The following is an 18,976-nucleotide window of genomic DNA, read 5'->3' on the forward strand; positions in this document are numbered from 1 at the left end:
ACCATCGCCCGCAAGGGGGAGAAGGTCTCGTTCACACCATTTTCTGGAGCGACCAATCATGAGCGCGGTAGAACAACCGACGATGTCCCGTCGCGGATGGTTGCTTTCTGAGCGGCCAGCATCGCGCTGGCAAGCTAGTCTGGGTCGCGCCTATGCGACGTGGCGACGCTTTCTGGCCAACCGGTTGGGGGTGTTCGGGCTTTTTATCATTATAGTCTTGCTGTCTATTGCCGCCTTCGCCGATCAGCTCGCGACCTACTCGCCGGTGGCAGGTGACTTGAAGAACGCCCGGCTGTTGCCACCGTCCGCTCAGCATTGGCTCGGCACGGACGATCTCGGCCGCGATATCTATTCGCGTATCATCTACGGTTCGCGCCTGACGCTGGTAGTGGTGATGCTGGTTGCCGTCATCGCGGCACCTGTCGGTCTCTTGGTCGGCACGGTAGCCGGTTATGCCGGTGGCTGGACCGATTCGGTGCTGATGCGTGTCACCGATATCTTCCTGGCCTTTCCGAAGCTGATCCTGGCACTGTCCTTCGTCGCGGCACTCGGTCCCGGCATTGAGAACGCGGTTCTGGCCATCGCCATCACTGCTTGGCCTCCCTATGCGCGCATCGCGCGCGCCGAAACACTGACGGTGCGCAGCTCCGACTACATCAAGGTGGTGCAACAGATGGGCGCCTCGCCCTTCCGCATCGTGCTGCGCCACATCATGCCTATGTGCAACTCATCGTTGATCGTGCGCGTCACGCTCGACATGGCCGGCATCATCCTGACCGCAGCCGGCCTGGGCTTCGTCGGGCTTGGCGCGCAGCCGCCGCTGCCGGAATGGGGTGCCATGATCGCTTCGGGACGCCGCTTCATCCTCGACCAGTGGTGGGTGGCCGCTATGCCCGGCATGGCGATCCTCATTGTCAGCCTCGGCTTCAATCTTCTGGGCGAGGGCCTGCGCGATGCGCTCGATCCGCGGAGCAGCGACCAATGAACATGAGGGCCACGAACATGGGGACAGCTGGGGCAGCGGGCGGAAATCTGCTCGAAGTGAACGACCTGCGCGTCACTTATCCGACACGCACAAACGTTGTGCATGCGTTGCGCGGAGTCTCCTTCTTGCTCGGTCGCGAGCGGCTGGGCATCGTTGGCGAATCTGGCTCGGGCAAGTCGCAGACCGGCCGCGCTATCATGGGCCTGACCGCTCCGCGCGCAGAAGTGACGGCGCGGCGGCTTGAGTTCGATGGCATCGATCTCTTCGCCGCCTCGCCGCGCCAGCGCCGCAAACTGCGTGGCAAGCGCATCGCCATGATCCTGCAAGATCCGAAATATTCGCTCGACCCGGTCATGACCATCGGCCGGCAGATTCTGGAGACACTGCGCACGCACGAAAAGGTCTCCAAGGCCGAGGCGCGCGAGCGCGTGCTCGACATGCTGGCGGCGGTGCAGATCCGCGATCCCAAGCGCGTCTACGGCCTCCATCCGCACGAAGTATCGGGTGGCATGGGCCAGCGCGCCATGATCGCCATGATGCTGGTCGCCGGCCCGGAACTTTTGATTGCGGACGAGCCGACCTCGGCGCTCGACGTCACCGTGCAACTCGAAGTACTCGGCATCCTCGACCAGCTGGTGGCCGAACGCGGCATGGGGCTGATCTTCATCTCGCACGACCTGCGCTTGGTCTCGACATTCTGCGACCGGGTGATCGTCATGTATGCCGGCAAGGTCGTCGAGGAACTCAAGGCCTCCGAACTGTCGCAGGCCAAGCATCCCTACACGCAAGGCCTGCTCAACTGCATGCCCAAGATCGGCTCCGACCGGCACCCGCTGCCGGTGCTGGCGCGCAAGGCGGAGTGGGCGGCATGACGGCAGCGCTTTACGTCGAGGGGCTGGAGGTCGTCTTCAACCTTTTCCGTGCGCTGAAGGGCGTCAGCGTCACGGTCGAACCCGGTGAATCCTTCGGCCTGGTCGGCGAATCCGGATCCGGCAAATCGACGCTGCTGCGCGCCATCGCAGGGCTTGCGTCGGTGGCTTCGGGTAGCATTGTGGTGAACGGCAAGACGCTTGGCCGCCGCCGCGACCGCGACTTCTATCGCCAAGTTCAGATGGTGTTCCAGGATCCTTATGGCTCGTTGCATCCGCGCCAGACTGTCGATCGGCTGCTGCAGGAACCGCTTGCCATCCACAGCATCGGCGACAGCGAGAACCGTATCCGGCGCGCGCTGGACGAGGTGGGGCTCGGGAATGGCTTCCGCTTCCGTTACTCGCACCAGCTCTCCGGCGGCCAGCGTCAGCGCGTGGCGATTGCACGCGCGCTGATCCTCGAACCCTCGATCCTTCTGCTCGACGAGCCGACCTCGGCGCTCGACGCTTCGGTGCAAGCGGAGGTGCTGAACCTGCTCGAACAGGTCCGCCGCGATCGAAAGCTCACCTTCCTGATGGTCTCCCACGACCTCGCCGTCATCAACCATATGTGCGAGCGGCTGATGGTCATGCAGAACGGCGATGCGGTTGAGCAACTGGCAGCTAGCGATCTCGCCTCCGGTCGCGTCGGGCAGGACTACACCCGCCGACTTCTCAAGGCGAGCGAGGGATTTGCGCGCGGACGGCAAAGCCCTTCTGAACGGAATTTTCCGGAATTGAAAATAAAATCAATAACTAAACAACAAGGGGAACATGATGAAACAAGGCCTGGTCCTGGGAGGATTGAGCGCCCTTCTGCTTGAAGTGCCGTACGTTTATGCAGCGGGTACAGCGGCAAATAGCGATGAGGAACCAGCTCAATATGTTCGCGCTTGTGACGCGATGGGCGCTGGTTTTTACCAGCTTCCGCAAAGCGAAGTCTGCCTCAAGATCGGCGGGTCTGTCGGCTATGACGTCACTGGGGGTGCCGACGTCTATTCGGGCGAGCGGCTAAGGTCATTGAGCCAGACTGTGACTGCAACGTTGTATGCGGAGACCCGGTCCCAAACCGAATTGGGAATGCTGAGCTCTTATATCGAGTTCGAAGATAGCGTCGTTGACGGTATTGATGAAGGCATGACCCTTGGAGACCTAACTATTGACCTGAATGGGTTGAAAGTCGGCGCTTCAGGTTCGCAATTCGACAGTTGGCTGGATTCTGCGGGCAATGTTCTTAGTGACGATGTCATTGCCTATGCGGGCGGCATGACCAATCAGATCAACTACACTGCAAATGTCGGCGACGGATTGTCCGCGATGTTTGGTGTTGAAGAGGGGTCTAATGATGATGAGCACGACTATAGGATTGGCAGCTATGTGCCGCACCTCGTCGGTGGACTAAAACTCGACAGACCCTGGGGAGCAATCGCGACAGTCATTGGCTATGACTCGGTGATCGAAGAAGCCGCGGCAAAGGTACGGCTGGACTTGAAGCTGAGCGATACCTTGTCAGTCTTCATCATGGGTGGCTATCAATCGGATCCTGAAAAGCCAAACTACTTTGGGGCGTGGAACGGTACATACGCCGCATGGGGCGGCGCTTCTGTAAGCCTTTCGCCGACGGTTACCTTCAATAGCCAAGCCGCCTACGAAAGTTCAGGAAAATACGCTTTGGCGCTCAACCTGGACTACGAAGTTGTTCCGGGGTTCATGATCACTCCCGAACTGAATTACACATCATTCGGCAGCGACCCGTCGAAACCCGATGCCGCATTTGCCGGCACGGTCAGCATTGGGTGCGATTTCTGAAACGAGAGCGGTCATGGCGCGCACTGCTGTAGGTACGCCTGTCATCCGGTGACAACCTGCATGCACCGTCCCAATTCTGGTCGCGGTGCAACAAATCCCTCATCCAAATTCCAAATTCAACCGGCGGAACGACCGCCACAAAAGGGAGATTGATTATGACCTCCACACGACGCTCATTGCTCAAGATGGGATTGGCTGGGCTCTTCGTCCCCCAGGGGCCATTTGCTTTGGCTAGCGAAAAGCAAAGCCGGTCGTTCGAAACCTGGCGCCGCGATTTCGAGGCGGGAGTTCCGGCGCGCATGACGGCTGCCAAGGTAGCGGGCACGTCCGTTGCAATCAGTTCCAACGACAAGGCGGTACGCTATGCCGCGTCTTTCGGCTATGCCGACCTGAAACAACAGCGAAAGCTCACCGTCGACACGCCTATCCATCTGGCGTCTATCAGCAAGCTATTCACTGCTTCGGCCCTGATCCAGCTGTTTGAGCGCCAGGGGCACAACCTGCACGATGACATCAACGGTTTCATCGATTTTCCCATTAGAAACCCTCACCATCCGGAAGTTCCGATCACCGCGCATCACCTCTTGACGCACACGTCCAGCATCTCGGATGAGGGCTATGGCGACGTTTCTTCAGAGGGTGATCCGAAGCAAAGCTTGTCGAGCTTTCTCTTGGATTACCTTGTGAAAGGCGGTAGCACCTATTCGCCCAAGACGTCCTTTCTCAAATCGAAGCCCGGCACGAAGTGGGACTATAGCAATGTTGCCGTTGCGTTGGCCGGCTACGTGGTCGAGAAGGTCAGCAAGCAGAGCTTTTCGTCCTATGTTGAGGCCAACCTTTTCGAACCGCTCGGCATCCAAAATGCCCATTGGTACCTGAAGGAGTTCGCGCCAGACGTGCTTGCCAAGCCTTATAGGTTTGAGAATGGCGCGTTCACCGAACTGCCGCAGGAAGGATATCCGGACGTTCCCGCCGGCATGCTGCGCTGTTCAGTTGCCGATCTTGCAAAATCGCTGCATGCCATGCTGGGACGAGAAACCGGCAAGAAGGAAATCTTGTCCGCACGGTTGGTCGCTGAGACATTGCGCGGCCAGGTCGATCCGAAGATCGCATCTTACCAGGGACTTGGCTGGGTTTCGGAGGAAATCAACGGGCGTGAGTTCGTAGGGCATTCCGGCAGCGATTTTGGCGCTTCCAATATGGTGGTTCTGTCGCAAGACCAAAGCCACGCAGTGGCCGTGCTGATGAATATTGATGGGACGGCGGAAACGAACAAATTCAGGGCTTCGATAATTGAAGATCTCATCGCGGGGGCGAAGCTTGCGTGATGAGCCCTCGCGGGTTCGGAATTCGTTGAACCATACTCACATTTGTCCTCGAAGGAGGTGCCTCGTGTTAGACGGGACGTGGGGTGTGGCGTCGTAGGTCGCGTCATGACCGAACGTCCTCCCGCCCTTGCCAGTCACCTATACGAACGTCAGGTCGCACGGATATCGACCTGCTGGCGGATGAGACTATGCGGCACGGAATAGAAGAAGGACTTGAACTCGACATGGTAGTCGGTGGCGACACGGGCCAGGCGCCATTCGGCAAACTCGAAGAGATGGCGGCGGCTGACGCCAAGGCGGCGAATGACATGATCGTTGATGCGCTCCAGCGCTTGCGCTATCGCAGCGTTGGCCTCGGCCAGCGAGAAGAAGGTCTGCCGCTGCCGCCGGCCGAGAATGCAGGTCTGGGCGAATCGCACGCCGCTCTCGACCTTGGCCTTGTCCTTCGGGCGTCGTGGTCGGACTGGCAGGATACCGACGGCATAGTGCGAAGCCATCATGCCGTAGCTGCCGTTGATCTCTGGGTCGTAGAAGGATGCATGGTTGACGCCGGACTTCAGGTTGTCGGGCACGATCAGGCGCGGAACGCCACCGAAGAAGCCGAACATGCGCACATGCGCGCCGATCCAGTCCGAGAGTGTCTGCGTCCAGGTCGCTTCCGCATAGGTGTAGCCCGATGCTTCGAGAACGGCGACCAAGATCTCCGCCTCACGGATCTCGCCGGTCAGGAGATCGGCGATGGCGATCTTCTTGCCGGAATAATCCACGAGGACCTTGTCGCCGGCGACATGCTCCTGTCGCATCGTCGGTGAAAACCGCTTATCCGAAGCTGCGGAAACAGGTCGCAGAAGCGGCTGTAGCCATAGCCTCCGGGATGGACGGCACGATACTCCTCCCACAGGATCATCAGCGTGACGCCCGGCTTCTTCAGCTTATGCGCTCAGAGCGTGGCATATCGCCCTCATGGCAGCAAAGGCGGTACGCGAGAATTGTTAAGGGACCTTTTCGTCCGAAGTAGCCTTCGTTGAAGCTCGCTCCACCAGTTGTACGGGATGAACGACCCTCAGTTCATCGACCCCACTCTGATCCGAAACAAGATCCACTGCGCTCTCCACCATCGCATCCAATGGTTGGCGGATGGTTGTTAGGGAGTAAGTTGGCCACGCGGCCATAGGAATATCATCAAAGCCAATTACTGCGATGTCGTCAGGCACGTTCAGGCCCAGTTCCTTTCGGATCGCTTCGATTCCACCTAGGGCCATAACATCGTTTGCGAAAAAGATGGCGTCAGGCTTATGTGCCGCGAGCTTTAGGGCCGCATTGTATCCATCTTGAAAACTACAGTGGGGATTGTCCGCCTTTGCTGCGAAGGGCTTGCCGAGTTCCGCCAGACGGCTGATGAAGCCGAGTTCGCGTTCTGCATTGGTCGAGGTGTCACGTCTGCCTGCGGCAAATGCGAGCCGCCGCCGCCCTCTTTCAACAAAATGATCAACGGCGAGCTTTGCACCTGTGAAGTTGTCACAGCAGACGCTGGGAATCGAAGCATCGGGCAGTGTGCGATTGAACAGGATGACTTTCCGCCCGCTTCTAGTCCAATCATTGGCAATGCCGGAGGAGATACTTGCGGATACGATCACGACGGCATCAACGTTGTACTGAACCAGAAACGGAAGTTGGCTATCGACGTCCTGGCCCGGGGCGAGGCTAAAGAGAAGCGATTGATACCCGGCAAGCTGCAGTTCGCGGCTTAGCTTCTCAAGAACTTGCGCATAAAACGGGTTTTCCAAAGTACCAACGATGATCGCCACGATCTTGCTGCTGCGGGTCGAGAGGCTTCGGGCAATAACGTTAGGGCGATAGCCGAGCGCCGCGGAAGCTTCCATTATCCGCTTACGCATTGTGGGGGATATGCTTGCCTCTGGATTGAATGCGCGGGAAATCATCGAGGTCGACACGCCCATGAGTTGGGCGACGTCACGCGCCGTCAGGACTTGCTTTGGATCTTTCGAGCCGTTGGTCATGACTTTCTCGACAGCCCTGTAAGTTACACTTTCCGTTGCGTTGACGCCGCTTGCATTGGAATCGCAGTGCATCGCTGATTGTTATCTACACCTATCACAGCAATCCAGCAAAAGCGCGCGCCGCAAGACCGTCCCAACACAAGGGATTTATATAGGCGTTCATTTCCACTCGCCCCAGAACATTTTGGGAGCCGTTTTCATCGCGTCGCTCAGATGGCAAGCGGGTGCATAGCAAAATTATAAAACAAAATCAATTATATATAAGATTTTTGAGATTGTTATTGCAAGCGGTTGCAATTCGGGTTAATTAGGGTGCAACGGAGGAACTCATGAAGATTACAGCTATCCATGCATATGCCGTCGCCGCGCCAATGCGTGTCCCTTACATCACGGCCCTGGTCGACAGGCGGATCGCCACTTCGGTGATCACTGTCATAGAGACTGACGAAGGGGTAGCGGGTTACGGACAAAGCACCACCAGTGCGGCGCTCTATTCTCCCTTTGAAGAATACCAGGAATCCATCGTCGATGTCGTCGAGCGAAAACTCGCCCCCGCGTTACTGGGCTGCGACCCGTTCGATCTGGAATCGTTGCACGAAAGAATGAACCGCGTCGCGCGGGGGCATCTTTATTCTCACTGCACCGTCGATCTTGCCTGCCATGACATCATCGGCAAGGCAGCAGGTCGACCCGTGGTGGGCGTTATCGGCGGCGCAGTCAGGGACCGTATCCCGCTGTGTGCGCCGCATCTCGGCATTCTTCCATCCGAAGAGCTTGCCCAGCAGGCGCTTGGGTATGTGCAGCAGGGCTATCGGTTCATCAACCTGCGGGTTGGGGCGGATCCGGTGCAAGACGTAGCCAACGTCTCGGCGGTCCGTGCCGCTGTTGGCGATGACATCGGGATCGCCGTTGACTTCAGCCAGTCTCTGCACCTTGTTGGATTTCGCAGTGACACGGCGATCGCCCAGATCCGGGCGCTGGAAAAGGCGGGGGCGACCGCATTCGAACAGCCGCTGGCTGATTGGGACGTTGAGGGGTTGGCCAGAGTGGCTGCCGCTATCGATTCCCCGATCATCGCGGATGAGGCGGTGCGCACTCCCCAGGACGCGCTGCGGATCATTGATCGCCGTGCAGCCGACGCGGTCAAGATCAAGCTTATGAAGGTTGGCGGTATTTTCCCTGCGCGGAAAATAGCAACTATCCTTCAGGCTGCCGGCATTCCCATGACAGTCGGGAATGGCTTGGCGGGCTATATCGCAAATTCGGCGGAGGCGCATTTTGCTTTCTCGTTGCCGAACCTGAAGTTGCCTGGCGAGATGAACGGTTTCCTGCGCCTGGAAGACGACCTGATGTCTGGTGACCTAAAGTCCGAGAACGGGATGCTGCTTCTGCCGCAGAGCCCTGGTCTTGGGGTCAAGCTTGATCTCGCTCGTTTGCGGCATAGCGCGGGCCGGGCGGTTCAACAATCCGAAGACGCATTGATCTAGGCTATCCGGCTTTGGGAGGAGAAGGAGCCATGACAGCGTATTTGTACGCCGGAACTTGCGCGTGGGGCGGCGCGATAACGCGCAGCGTCAGCGTTGTGACAAGCTTGGTCGAGTATCGATGCGGCGGATCGGGGAGGCTCTGCACATGACCAGTCTTGTGCAAGCGATCATCGACGGCCTGATGGTGGGCGGCGTCTACGCGGTTATCTCCATCGGGCTGACCTTGGTGTTCGGCGTGCTTGGCATCGTCAACTTTGCTCAGGCCGAGTTTCTGATGCTGGGGATGTACATCGCCTATTTCGCATGGGCGGCGCTGGGCCTGGATCCACTGGCCGGGGCTTTCCTGGCTTTCGGCATTGTTTTCGCCTTGGGGTACGGACTGCAGCGGACGATTATCCAGCGGGTGCTGAAAGCCCCCGCGGTATCGCAAGTGTTTCTAACCGTCGGCTTGCTCATCGTCATGGAGAACGGGGCATTGCTCGCGTTCGGTTCGCAAATCCGATCCGTGACAACGGCCTACCAGACGAAATCGCTGCAGATCGGCCCTTTCTTCGTCAGTCTGCCGTATCTCGCAGCATTTCTGATGTCGATCGCCAGTGGTGTGTCACTCTGGTGGGTACTTAACCGCAGCTGGCTCGGCATGGCCATTCGCGCTACCGCTATCGACCCGATGGCCGGGCGCCTGATTGGCATCAACATCGATCGGGTGATGGCAATTGCATTTGGTCTTGGCGTGGGCCTCACGGCGTTCGGTGGCGCAGTGGTCCTGCCTTATCTTTCGGTGTTTCCAACAGCTGGCAGCCAATTCGTGGTGCTCATGTTCACCGTCGCGGTGCTGGGCGGACTCGGAAGCGTAGCCGGAGCTGTGGTCGGCGGGCTAGCTGTCGGCGTCATCACGTCGGTCTCGGCACTGATGTTTCCGATCCAACTGCAAAATCTGGTTCTGTTCCTTGTTTTCATTGCCATCCTTGCGCTTCGGCCGGATGGGTTGATGGGGCGTGCGTGATGACTATGCGACAGACTTTCCTTTTGATCTGCTTCGCGACACTTATCCCCCTCGCGTTGGAGCCCAACGGCTACTACATCCGGATCCTCACGCTCGCGCTTTTGTTTGCCGCCCTGGGCCAGGCCTGGAACATCGTGGGCGGACTCGCCGGGCAGATGTCACTTGGCCATGCCGCCTTCTTTGGACTTGGCGCCTACACCTCCACGCTGCTTCTCATTCATTTCGGGATATCGCCTTGGATCGGGATGCTCGCCGGAGGAGTGCTCGGCGGAATCGCCGCCTTCCTGCTCAGCCTGCCAACGATGAGACTAAAGGGGCATTATTTCGCGCTTGGGACTCTGGCCTTTGCCGAGGTCTTTCGGGTGATTGCAAACACCTGGTCTTCTCTGACCGGGGGGCCTGTTGGCCTATCCGTTCCCTTCAGTGAGCCGTCACTGGCAATGCTTCAATTTAATGAAACGCGGTCGTACTACTATCTTATGCTCGCCGCCTTCGTGGCGGTCAGCATGATCTTCGTGATAATTGTGCAAGGCAGGCTCGGCTACCGACTGCGTGCCGTAAAAGAAGGGCCGGATGCTGCCGAGGTAATCGGTGTAAACACCACCCGCGTTAAGATCCATGCTGCCGTGATATCCGGGTCGCTAACGGCGATGCTTGGCACCCTTTACGCCCAGCTGAACTTTTTCTTCGACCCAGACACCGTGTTTGGCGCGCTTCAGATATCAATCCGCATTGCGCTGATCGTAATCGTTGGCGGCATCGGCACGCTCTTTGGTCCTCTTTTGGGTGCGCTGCTGATCATTCCCCTCGAGGAGTTCGCCAATGTAATGCTTGCCGATCGAGCGGCCGGCCTGTCACAGCTGACTTACGGCGCGTTACTGATGGCGATTGTCTTGCTCCAGCCACAGGGCCTCGCCGAATTCGCGAAGAAACTGGCCGCGCGTATTTCCGGAAAGGTGATGTCATCCAAGACGGAGGCGCGGACATGAATACCCCGCTCTTGTCTGTCGAGGGCCTTTCGAAACGGTTTGGCGGCCTGCAGGCACTCTCGGATGTGACCTTCGCAGTCAACACGGGAGAGATCGTAGGCCTGATCGGTCCCAACGGCGCCGGAAAATCCACCTTGTTTTCTACGCTGGTCGGTCTGCATCGTCCTAGCGCAGGGAAAGTGGCCTTGAACGGCCGGGATGTAACGGGATTGCGGCCGCACGTGATCGCCGCAAACGGCCTCACCAAAACATTCCAGAACGTGTCGCTTTTCGCAGGATCTAGCGTACTCGACAATGTCCTGATTGGCGGCCTTGTGCACTCGAGGGTTGCGAGCGCCCGCGGCTTCGCCATGGACTGCCTTAAGCGAGTTGGGATTTCCGACATCGCGCAACGCAGCGCCGGGAGTCTTTCCTTCCCGGAGCGGGCAAGGGTCGAGGTGGCTCGCGCCCTTTGCACGAGGCCGAAGGTGCTGCTGCTTGATGAGGTCATGGCGGCACTGAATACCGCGGAGATGGACGAGGTCATCGGCCTGATCCGCGACCTGCGGAAGGATGGGCTGACTGTGGTCATCGTCGAACATCACATGCGCGCCATCATGTCGGTCTGCGATCGGATTTTCGTCCTTAACTTTGGCCAGCTCATCGCCGACGGACCGCCGGCGCATATCGCGCGCCATCCCGAGGTGGTTGAAGCGTATTTGGGACGCGAACATGATGTTTGATAAGCCTTCAGATCGGCTTGGTCCGCCATCGTCCGCCGCCAGACTTCTGGTACTTCGCGATGTCCATGCAGGATACGATAATCGCGACGTGCTGCACGGCGTAACGATGGAAGTTGGCGACGGCGAATTTGTCTGCGTCATCGGCGCGAACACGGCAGGCAAGAGCACGCTGCTGCGGGCAATTTCTCGCATCGTTCCGCGCGGCAAGGGGCAGATCGCCTTCGCCGGGCAGGATTTGTCGACCCTGAAGCCTCACGAAATCCCAACGCTTGGCATAGCTCATGTGCCCGAGGGAAGACATGTGTTCACCGACATGTCCGTTGAAGAAAATCTTCTTCTCGGCGGCTATTGCAGACGGCGTGAGGCATCCTTCATGGCGCCGATGGATCGCGTGTTTCAACTGTTTCCGCGACTTGCCGAGCGCCGTCGCCAACGCGCCGGTACCATGTCCGGCGGGGAACAGCAGATGGTGGCGATTGGGCGCGCGCTGATGCTGTCACCACGGCTTCTCATTCTCGACGAGCCCAGCCACGGACTGGCGCCGCTGATGGTGGAGGAACTGCACCGTGCCGTCGTCGAGATCAACCGTGCGGGGACTGCGATCCTGTTGGTCGAACAGAATACCGCACTGGCCCTAAGCGTCGCCAGGCGGGGGTATGTGCTGCAGTCCGGGCGCGTCGTCCTTGAAGGGACGAGCGCAGATCTGGCGACGAATGACGATCTGCGCGCTGCCTATCTTGGGATCTAGCGAGAAAGCACGAGCCAAACACGGCGAACGTGCAGAGTTGAAAGGGAGGAACCTATGGACATTTTTGTAAACAGAAGGCGCGTGCTTGGCATGGGCGGAGCTGCTCTCGCAACTGCGCTGATGCCGCGGCTGGCGAAGGCCCAACAAGGCCAGGACATCAACGTGGGTGTGGTGCTCCCGCTTTCCGGTCCCAGCGCTCAGTTTGGCATCAATTCGAAGAACGGACTTGAACTGGCGGTGGAAGAACTCAACGCGGCCGGAGGCATCAAAGCTTTGGGTGGTGCCCAAATCCGGTTGATTGTTGCAGATTCGACCTCTGCTCCGACTGCGGCGGCAACGGCCGCGCAACGCCTGATCGCGCAGAATGAAGTCGTCGCGGTAATAGGTGCCTATGTGTCCTCGCTTACATTGGCGGTCTCCGAAGTCATGGAGCGCCGTGGCATTCCATTGCTCACGATCTCCTATGCCGATCAGCTAACCGAACGCGGCTTCAAGACGGTGTTCCGTCTCAATCCTAAGGCGTCAACGCTTGGCCAAGCCCAGGTAACTGGCAGCATCGAAATTGCTGCTGCCTCTGGCGCGAAGCTCGAGCGCGCAGCTATCCTTTACGAGGATACGGCATATGGGACATCGCAATCGGCAGGTTTGCGGAAGGCAAGCCAGGCTGCCGGTCTCTCGCTCGTCATGGACGAAGCCTACCCGCAGGGAATTACAGACGTCACTCCGCTCATCAACAAGCTTCGGGCATCTGAGGCACAGGTCGTGTTCGCTGTGTCCTACCTGAACGATACTTTGCAGATCGTGCGAACAATGCGGCAGCAAAAGGTTCTCCTTCCGGTGGTAGGCGGAGCGGGCGGTTTCATCCTTCCAGAATTCGCCAGTGCGCTTGGCGAGCTTTCTGAAGGCGTGCTGTCGGTCAACTCCTCGAACTACGATTTGGACGAGGCGCACGCGAAACGCTACCGCGACCGTTTCAACTATCCGATGGTGCATGATGCGATCGAACATGCGGCGTTGATCGAGGTTCTCGGCCAGTCGCTCGAAACAGCAGCGGCGACAACGTCGGAAGCACTTCGTGGCGCAGTTGCCGCGAAACGCTTCGAAGGAGGGTGGCTTGATGGGATGCCAGGCGGCGCTGCCGACTTCGACGATACTGGTCACAATGTGCTCGCCGAGCCTATCATGATCCAATGGCGGTCCGGCGAAATGGCTACCGTCTGGCCAACCGAACGCCAGAAAATGAAGCCCGTGTGGGTTAGCTGATGTCAGGCTGCGTGTTGCCAGCCACTCAGCGCCGGCAACACGCAGCCGCCGAGGTGCGCATGAACAAGAACGAAGCGATCGGTCCGGGTGTCAGCATGACACTAGGGCAGGGAATAGCGAGCATTGTCATTGACAATCAGGCAGAGGACAACCTCCTCAATCCTGAAGTGCTTAAGGCGCTTCTGTCCGCCTGCGAAAGGTTGAGAGACGATGCCACGACCCATGTGGTTACTATACGGGGAGAAGGGGACCTCTATTTTTCCAAAGGTATCCTTACTCCCAGCATAAAACTCCGTCTCGGCAAAGAAGGCGTGTTGGACGTGGTGCGCCTTGCCAACAGGACGTTCGACGCTGTCGAGGCGCTGCCGCAGGTAGTGATCGCTGGCATTAACGGGTTCGTTCGGGCCGGTGCGGTGGAGCTGGTGCTCGCTTGCGATATCCGAATTGCGGCTGATCATAGCCGTATGTCGATGCCGGAGGCGAAATGGGGAGGGTTCCCAGGAGCTGGTGCCCCGGTTCGGCTGCCCCTCATCGTCGGAAGCGCTCGGGCGCTTGAACTGATCTGTTCTGCTCGAGAAATCGATGCTGCCGAGATGGAGAAGATCGGCTTTGTGCAGGCGATTGTTCCGCAGTCGACTGTCCCACGAGCACTCGACGAAATGGCTTGTGCCTTTGTCGCGAATGGACCGTTCGCACTGCGCGGTGCGAAAAAGATCATGCAGATGCGCCTGGAAACAGGGTTCAAAGCCGCACGCGCGCTGTCGGATGAACTGCGCACCGCTTTCGAATGGACCAGTGATGCAGACGAGGGAATTGCCGCTCACATGGAAAAAAGGGCCGCGCACTTCACCGGCACGTAAACAGCACCGCTGACGTTAACAACAACCGACATAGCCACCTTCATTTTGTTGTCAGTCATAACGCTGCAGCAACCAACAGCTGTGGCAAGGAGCGAAAAATGCCCCGTCATTTGAAGACCGCCAAGAGCGAAGCAGCGCGCGCCGAAGATGATGCACGTGTCCGTGCGACCGTCGAGGCGATACTTTCTGACATCGAAACACGCGGCGATGCGGCAGTGCGTGAACTGTCGGAGAGGTTCGACAAATATACCCCTGGCCATTTCCGGCTAAGCGATTGGGAGATTGAAGAGGCACTGTCGCAGGTCGCCAAGCGCGATCTCGAAGACATCAAGTTTGCCCAGGAACAGGTGCGCAAATTCGCGGAAGCCCAGAAGGCCTCGATGCGTGATATAGAGGTTGAAACGCTACCAGGCGTGATCCTCGGACATCGCAATATCCCAGTCAATTCGGTCGGCTGCTACGTTCCGGGCGGCAAGTACCCGATGGTCGCGTCGGCCCACATGAGCGTGGTTACCGCCAAAGTGGCCGGGGTGAAACGGGTGGTCGCCTCGGCACCACCGCAGGGCGGCGCGCCGCACCCGGCGATCGTGGCGGCCATGCATCTCGGCGGCGCCGACGAGATCTATTGTCTCGGCGGGATCCAGGCGATCGGCGCGATGGCGCTGGGAACCAAGTCGATCGCGCCCGTCGACATGCTGGTTGGGCCAGGCAACGCCTTCGTTGCCGAAGCCAAGCGTCAGCTGTTCGGACGGGTCGGAATCGACCTTTTTGCGGGCCCCACCGAAACGATGGTGATCGCCGACGAAACCGTCGACGCCGAAATCTGCGCCACCGACCTGCTCGGCCAGGCCGAACATGGGGTGAATTCACCTTCGGTGCTGTTGACCATATCGGAGAAGCTGGCGCGCGAGACGATGAGCGAAATTGAACGCCTGCTGCTCAAGATCTTGCCGACCGGAGCCACGGCGGCGAAATCCTGGGAGGATTACGGCGAGGTGATTGTCTGCGACAGCTATGAGGAGATGCTCGAGCAGGCCGATTTCATAGCTTCCGAGCACGTCCAGGTGATGACGGACCGCGACGACTGGTTCCTTGAGAACATGACGAGCTACGGCGCGCTGTTTCTCGGCCCGCGCACCAACGTGGCCTATGGCGACAAAGTGATAGGCACCAACCACACATTGCCGACCAAGAAGGCTGGGCGATATACGGGCGGTCTGTGGGTCGGCAAGTTCCTCAAGACGCACAGCTACCAGAAAGTGCTCACCGACGAAGCGTCGGCCCTGATTGGCGAGTACTGCTCGCGGCTCTGCATGCTGGAAGGCTTCGTCGGCCATGCCGAGCAGGCCAACGTGCGCGTTCGCCGTTATGGTCACCGTAATGTGCCCTACGCGGAGGCGGCAGAATGACGAAGTTGCCGTGCACTCCATCGTTCAGGCTTGATGGTCGCAGGGCGCTGGTAAGCGGCGCCTCGCGTGGCATCGGGTTGGGGTGCGCGGTGGCCCTGGCCGAAGCGGGCGCGCACGTGGTGTGCGCTGCCCGCGGGCTGGAGGCAGTGGAGGAGGCGGTGCGAGCTCTCACTGCCGCAGGGCTTTCGGCAGGAGCTTTGCAGCTCGACGTCGACGATCCCGCAGCCGCTGCCGCGGTGATCGGCGAAGCGGGACCGTTCGACATTTTTGTCAGCAACGCCGGCGCTGCCCGGCATGCTCCCATGGTAGACACGACAGTGCCGGACTTCGACGCTGTCGTGGGCGTGAATCTTCGCGGAGCCTACTTCGCCACGCAGGCCGTGGCGCGCGGCATGGTTCGGGCGGGGAAGGGCGGCTCGATCATCTCGATTTCCTCCCAGATGGGCCACGTCGGCGGCATCGACCGCACGGTTTACGCCGCCACCAAGCACGCAATCGAGGGCATGACCAAATCCGCAGCGATTGAGCTCGGGCCGCACAACATCCGCGTCAACACCATCTGCCCGACCTTCATTCGCACGCCGCTGTCTGAGCCGACGTTCAGCGATCCCGAGAGGGCTGCCTGGATCACTTCGAAGATCAAGCTGGGGCGGGCGGGCGAAATCGAGGACATCATGGGTGCTGTCGTTTTCCTCGCGGGTGACGCCGCCTCGATGATCACGGGAACCTCCCTTCTGATCGATGGTGGATGGACTGCAGGCTAAGGCCCTCTGCAAAGGGGTGAAAAGCGCCCTTCCCACCGCCTCTATTTCAAATAGCGAACCGGCCCCGGGGCATGCGTCGCACTCCATTCGCGTCACCGACAGCGGAGCTTCCCGCATGAACGATACCCAACCGATCTGGACGCCTTCGGCGTCGTCTGCTGCCGCAGCTCCAATGGCTGCCTTCATGGAGAGTTGCAACTCCAAGTATGGCATGGAAATGCACTGCTACGCCGACCTGCATGCTTGGTCGACTGACAATCGAGAGGAATTCTGGAGTGAGGTTTGGGATTTCTGCAACGTCAAGGGTGAGCGCGGTGCTCGCGCCTTGGTCGATGTAGGTGAGATGCGAGAGGCGCAGTTCTTCCCAGATGCAAGGTTGAACTTCGCGGAAAACCTGCTGGCGAGCGCAAGCAGCGCCGACGCGATCGTTTTTCGTGGCGAGGATAAGGCTGCCGATCGCTGGTCGTGGGATCGGCTGCGCGCTGCGGTTTCGCAGCTTCAGCAAGCATATACAGCGATGGGCATCGGGGAAGGCGATTGCATAGCCGCGATGATGCCTAACATGCCAGAAACGGTCGCGTGCATGCTGGCCGCCGCATCGATAGGCGCCATATGGTCATCCTGCTCACCAGATTTCGGGGAACAGGGAGTCCTAGATCGCTTCAGCCAGATTGGCCCGAAGCTTTTTGTGGCGTGTGACGCCTACTGGTATGGCGGCAAGAAACAGGACTTGTCGGAAAAAGTACCCGCAATCGCGGCGCGGCTAGGCGCTCCATCCGTGATTGTGCACTACGCAGGCGATGCAAAGGACGTGGCACGTAAGATAGCGGACTCACGGACGCTCGAAGATTTCATCGCGCCATATCGCGCCGAGGCGCCGACATTCACGCGCTTACCATTCTCCCACCCGCTCTACGTCCTGTTCTCCTCTGGCACGACCGGAGTACCAAAATGCATAGTGCATTCCGCTGGCGGCACGCTGTTGCAGCACCTGAAAGAGCACAGACTGCATTGCGGGCTACAACTTGGTGAAAAGCTCTTTTACTTCACCACCTGCGGCTGGATGATGTGGAATTGGCTTGTGAGTGGCCTTGCGTCAGGTGCAACGCTTTGTCTCTACGACGGGTCTCCCTTCGCGCCGGATGCAAAAGTCCTTTTCGAGTATGCAGAGGCCGAGCACTTCGCCATTTTTGGCACCTCCGCGAAGTACATCGACGCGCTGCGCGTGAGCGGGCTCAAGCCTGCGACCCACGATCTTGCGAGCCTACGCCTGATCGCCTCGACAGGGTCGCCACTATCTCCGGACAGCTTCAGCTTCGTTCATGAATGTATCAAGGAGGACGTGCATCTCGCGTCGATCGCTGGCGGCACCGACATCATTTCCTGCTTTGTACTCGGTAATCCACTTCAGCCGGTGTGGCGCGGCGAAATCCAGGGGGCGGGCTTGGGCCTTGCAGTGGACGTATGGGACGACGCTGGTCGTCCCATACGTCACGGGAAAGGGGAGCTTGTCTGCGCCAAAGCTTTTCCGTCCATGCCAATCATGTTTTGGAATGACCCCAACGGAGCGAAGTACCGAGCGGCGTACTTCGAACGGTTCGATAAGGTCTGGTGTCATGGTGACTTCGCTGAATGGACGGAGCATGGAGGCATGGTCATCCATGGCCGTTCAGACGCCACGCTTAACCCCGGCGGGGTTCGCATAGGCACGGCCGAGATCTACAATCAGATTGAAAACATGGAAGAGGTCGTTGAGGCACTGTGTATCGGGCAGGAATGGCAGGGCGACGAACGTATTATTCTCTTTGTCCGCCTGGCGTCCGGTATAGCGCTTGACGACGAGTTAATCCTACAGATGAAGGCGCGCATCCGTCACCAAGCATCGCCGCGTCACGTACCTGCCAAGATTATCGCGGTGAATGATATTCCCCGCACTAGATCAGGCAAAGTGGTTGAGCTTGCAGTCCGCGAGGTCGTTCATGGCCGAACGGTCAGGAATAGGGAGGCTCTGTCGAATCCGGAGGCGTTGGCACTGTTCACGGGTTTGGAGGCGCTCTCCACGTAGACGAGACCGGTTGCGCGAGGTCGAATGACTGTTGTCGGCTACGGAATCCATTTGTCGTAGTCACCGAGCTGACCGATGGGCTTCGTCGCAAATCGGTGGCGTGGACGCGAAAAGCTCCGCATCGCGCAATCAGATTGCCTCGTCATCGGTTTGCCATCAATGATGCGAACGGGTCGCCCGTGGCAAAGGCCAGAAGCCGCATAAGCAGTGTGTTCTCGTCCTCGACACCTTGAGGTACTTCGCCTCGGACACCTACATGCCACCGAATTTGGCCTTTCACTGGTAGATCAAGGAATCGCATCACATGATGCCTGTCACACAGATCGGCGGCCCGACATTACGACGTCGTGCTCTTCCAATCCCAATGATCTGCTCATCATGTGCTCATTGGAACGAACTTCAAATCGGATTAGGCTGCAGGGGCAACGTCGAGTTGAGCGCGGGTCGAAGTCATTACCTCAGTGGAGCGCCGCCGTCTTCGATCGGGCCGACGCTCTGTAAGGATGATTGCGTGTGCTCTAGGTCACATACCCATAAACGGGATTCCCATTTGGCATCGGTTGTGATTCCCTTCCTGCAATCAGCGGGAGGTGATCATGGCGCGTTTCGATC

17 protein-coding genes are annotated in these 18,976 nt (G+C 58.9%); 15 read left to right on the forward strand and 2 right to left on the reverse strand.

What is annotated here, in order from left to right; genetic code table 11:
• Positions 1-58 precede the first annotated feature (58 nt).
• The 5 genes from HNQ95_RS20285 (at position 59) to HNQ95_RS20305 (ending at position 5,030) form a co-directional block, all read left to right on the forward strand.
• Positions 59-985, forward strand: coding sequence for an ABC transporter permease (locus HNQ95_RS20285; protein ID WP_154385820.1), 927 nt, complete (start codon positions 59-61; stop codon positions 983-985).
• 2 nt (positions 986-987) lie between these two features.
• Positions 988-1,857 carry an ABC transporter ATP-binding protein gene (locus HNQ95_RS20290; protein ID WP_246340905.1) on the forward strand — a complete coding sequence of 290 codons (870 nt, stop codon included), beginning with the start codon at positions 988-990 and terminating at the stop codon, positions 1,855-1,857.
• Positions 1,854-2,717 carry an ABC transporter ATP-binding protein gene (locus tag HNQ95_RS20295; RefSeq protein ID WP_154385821.1) on the forward strand — a complete coding sequence of 288 codons (864 nt, stop codon included), beginning with the start codon at positions 1,854-1,856 and terminating at the stop codon, positions 2,715-2,717. The genes HNQ95_RS20290 and HNQ95_RS20295 overlap by 4 nt, the downstream gene beginning before the upstream one ends.
• Positions 2,668-3,702 carry a porin gene (locus tag HNQ95_RS20300; protein ID WP_154385822.1) on the forward strand — a complete coding sequence of 345 codons (1,035 nt, stop codon included), beginning with the start codon at positions 2,668-2,670 and terminating at the stop codon, positions 3,700-3,702. The genes HNQ95_RS20295 and HNQ95_RS20300 overlap by 50 nt, the downstream gene beginning before the upstream one ends.
• Before the next feature lie 155 nt (positions 3,703-3,857).
• Positions 3,858-5,030 (forward strand): serine hydrolase domain-containing protein, encoded by a 1,173-nt coding sequence (locus tag HNQ95_RS20305; protein WP_154385823.1) that lies wholly within the window; start codon positions 3,858-3,860, stop codon positions 5,028-5,030.
• A gap of 149 nt (positions 5,031-5,179) precedes the next feature.
• Here the strand turns inward: HNQ95_RS20305 and istA are convergent, their stop codons facing one another.
• Together istA and HNQ95_RS20315 are read right to left on the reverse strand one after the other, a co-directional pair.
• Positions 5,180-5,833 (reverse strand): IS21 family transposase, encoded by a 654-nt coding sequence (gene istA, locus HNQ95_RS20310; protein WP_246340901.1) that lies wholly within the window; start codon positions 5,831-5,833, stop codon positions 5,180-5,182.
• A 189-nt stretch (positions 5,834-6,022) separates the two neighbouring features.
• Positions 6,023-7,051, reverse strand: coding sequence for a LacI family DNA-binding transcriptional regulator (locus tag HNQ95_RS20315; RefSeq protein ID WP_182575126.1), 1,029 nt, complete (start codon positions 7,049-7,051; stop codon positions 6,023-6,025).
• A 329-nt stretch (positions 7,052-7,380) separates the two neighbouring features.
• Between HNQ95_RS20315 and HNQ95_RS20320 the strand changes: the two genes are divergently transcribed.
• From HNQ95_RS20320 to HNQ95_RS20365, 10 genes are all read left to right on the forward strand, one after another.
• The gene (locus tag HNQ95_RS20320) at positions 7,381-8,538 is read left to right on the forward strand and encodes a mandelate racemase/muconate lactonizing enzyme family protein (protein ID WP_154385825.1); all 1,158 of its coding nucleotides are present in this window, start codon (positions 7,381-7,383) and stop codon (positions 8,536-8,538) included.
• A 145-nt stretch (positions 8,539-8,683) separates the two neighbouring features.
• Positions 8,684-9,544: a branched-chain amino acid ABC transporter permease gene (locus tag HNQ95_RS20325; protein ID WP_154385826.1), complete on the forward strand. Its 861-nt coding sequence runs from the start codon at positions 8,684-8,686 to the stop codon at positions 9,542-9,544.
• The gene (locus HNQ95_RS20330; RefSeq protein ID WP_154385827.1) at positions 9,544-10,533 is read left to right on the forward strand and encodes a branched-chain amino acid ABC transporter permease; all 990 of its coding nucleotides are present in this window, start codon (positions 9,544-9,546) and stop codon (positions 10,531-10,533) included. Before HNQ95_RS20325 ends, HNQ95_RS20330 begins: the two co-directional genes overlap by 1 nt.
• Positions 10,530-11,255, forward strand: coding sequence for an ABC transporter ATP-binding protein (locus HNQ95_RS20335; RefSeq protein WP_154385828.1), 726 nt, complete (start codon positions 10,530-10,532; stop codon positions 11,253-11,255). The genes HNQ95_RS20330 and HNQ95_RS20335 overlap by 4 nt, the downstream gene beginning before the upstream one ends.
• Positions 11,245-12,003 carry an ABC transporter ATP-binding protein gene (locus tag HNQ95_RS20340; protein ID WP_246340902.1) on the forward strand — a complete coding sequence of 253 codons (759 nt, stop codon included), beginning with the start codon at positions 11,245-11,247 and terminating at the stop codon, positions 12,001-12,003. The genes HNQ95_RS20335 and HNQ95_RS20340 overlap by 11 nt, the downstream gene beginning before the upstream one ends.
• 54 nt (positions 12,004-12,057) lie before the next feature.
• Positions 12,058-13,266, forward strand: a complete 1,209-nt coding sequence (locus HNQ95_RS20345; RefSeq protein ID WP_154385829.1) for an ABC transporter substrate-binding protein — start codon at positions 12,058-12,060, stop codon at positions 13,264-13,266.
• A 59-nt stretch (positions 13,267-13,325) separates the two neighbouring features.
• Positions 13,326-14,126: an enoyl-CoA hydratase/isomerase family protein gene (locus HNQ95_RS20350; protein ID WP_182575127.1), complete on the forward strand. Its 801-nt coding sequence runs from the start codon at positions 13,326-13,328 to the stop codon at positions 14,124-14,126.
• 98 nt (positions 14,127-14,224) lie between these two features.
• Positions 14,225-15,535, forward strand: coding sequence for a histidinol dehydrogenase (gene hisD, locus HNQ95_RS20355; RefSeq protein WP_182575128.1), 1,311 nt, complete (start codon positions 14,225-14,227; stop codon positions 15,533-15,535).
• Positions 15,532-16,299, forward strand: coding sequence for an SDR family NAD(P)-dependent oxidoreductase (locus tag HNQ95_RS20360; RefSeq protein ID WP_154385832.1), 768 nt, complete (start codon positions 15,532-15,534; stop codon positions 16,297-16,299). Before hisD ends, HNQ95_RS20360 begins: the two co-directional genes overlap by 4 nt.
• Before the next feature lie 115 nt (positions 16,300-16,414).
• Positions 16,415-18,364 (forward strand): acetoacetate--CoA ligase, encoded by a 1,950-nt coding sequence (locus tag HNQ95_RS20365; protein ID WP_154385833.1) that lies wholly within the window; start codon positions 16,415-16,417, stop codon positions 18,362-18,364.
• Positions 18,365-18,976 lie beyond the last annotated feature (612 nt).

It is taken from the genome of Aminobacter ciceronei (genome assembly GCF_014138625.1).
GTDB classification, from domain to species: Bacteria; Pseudomonadota; Alphaproteobacteria; order Rhizobiales; family Rhizobiaceae; genus Aminobacter; species Aminobacter ciceronei.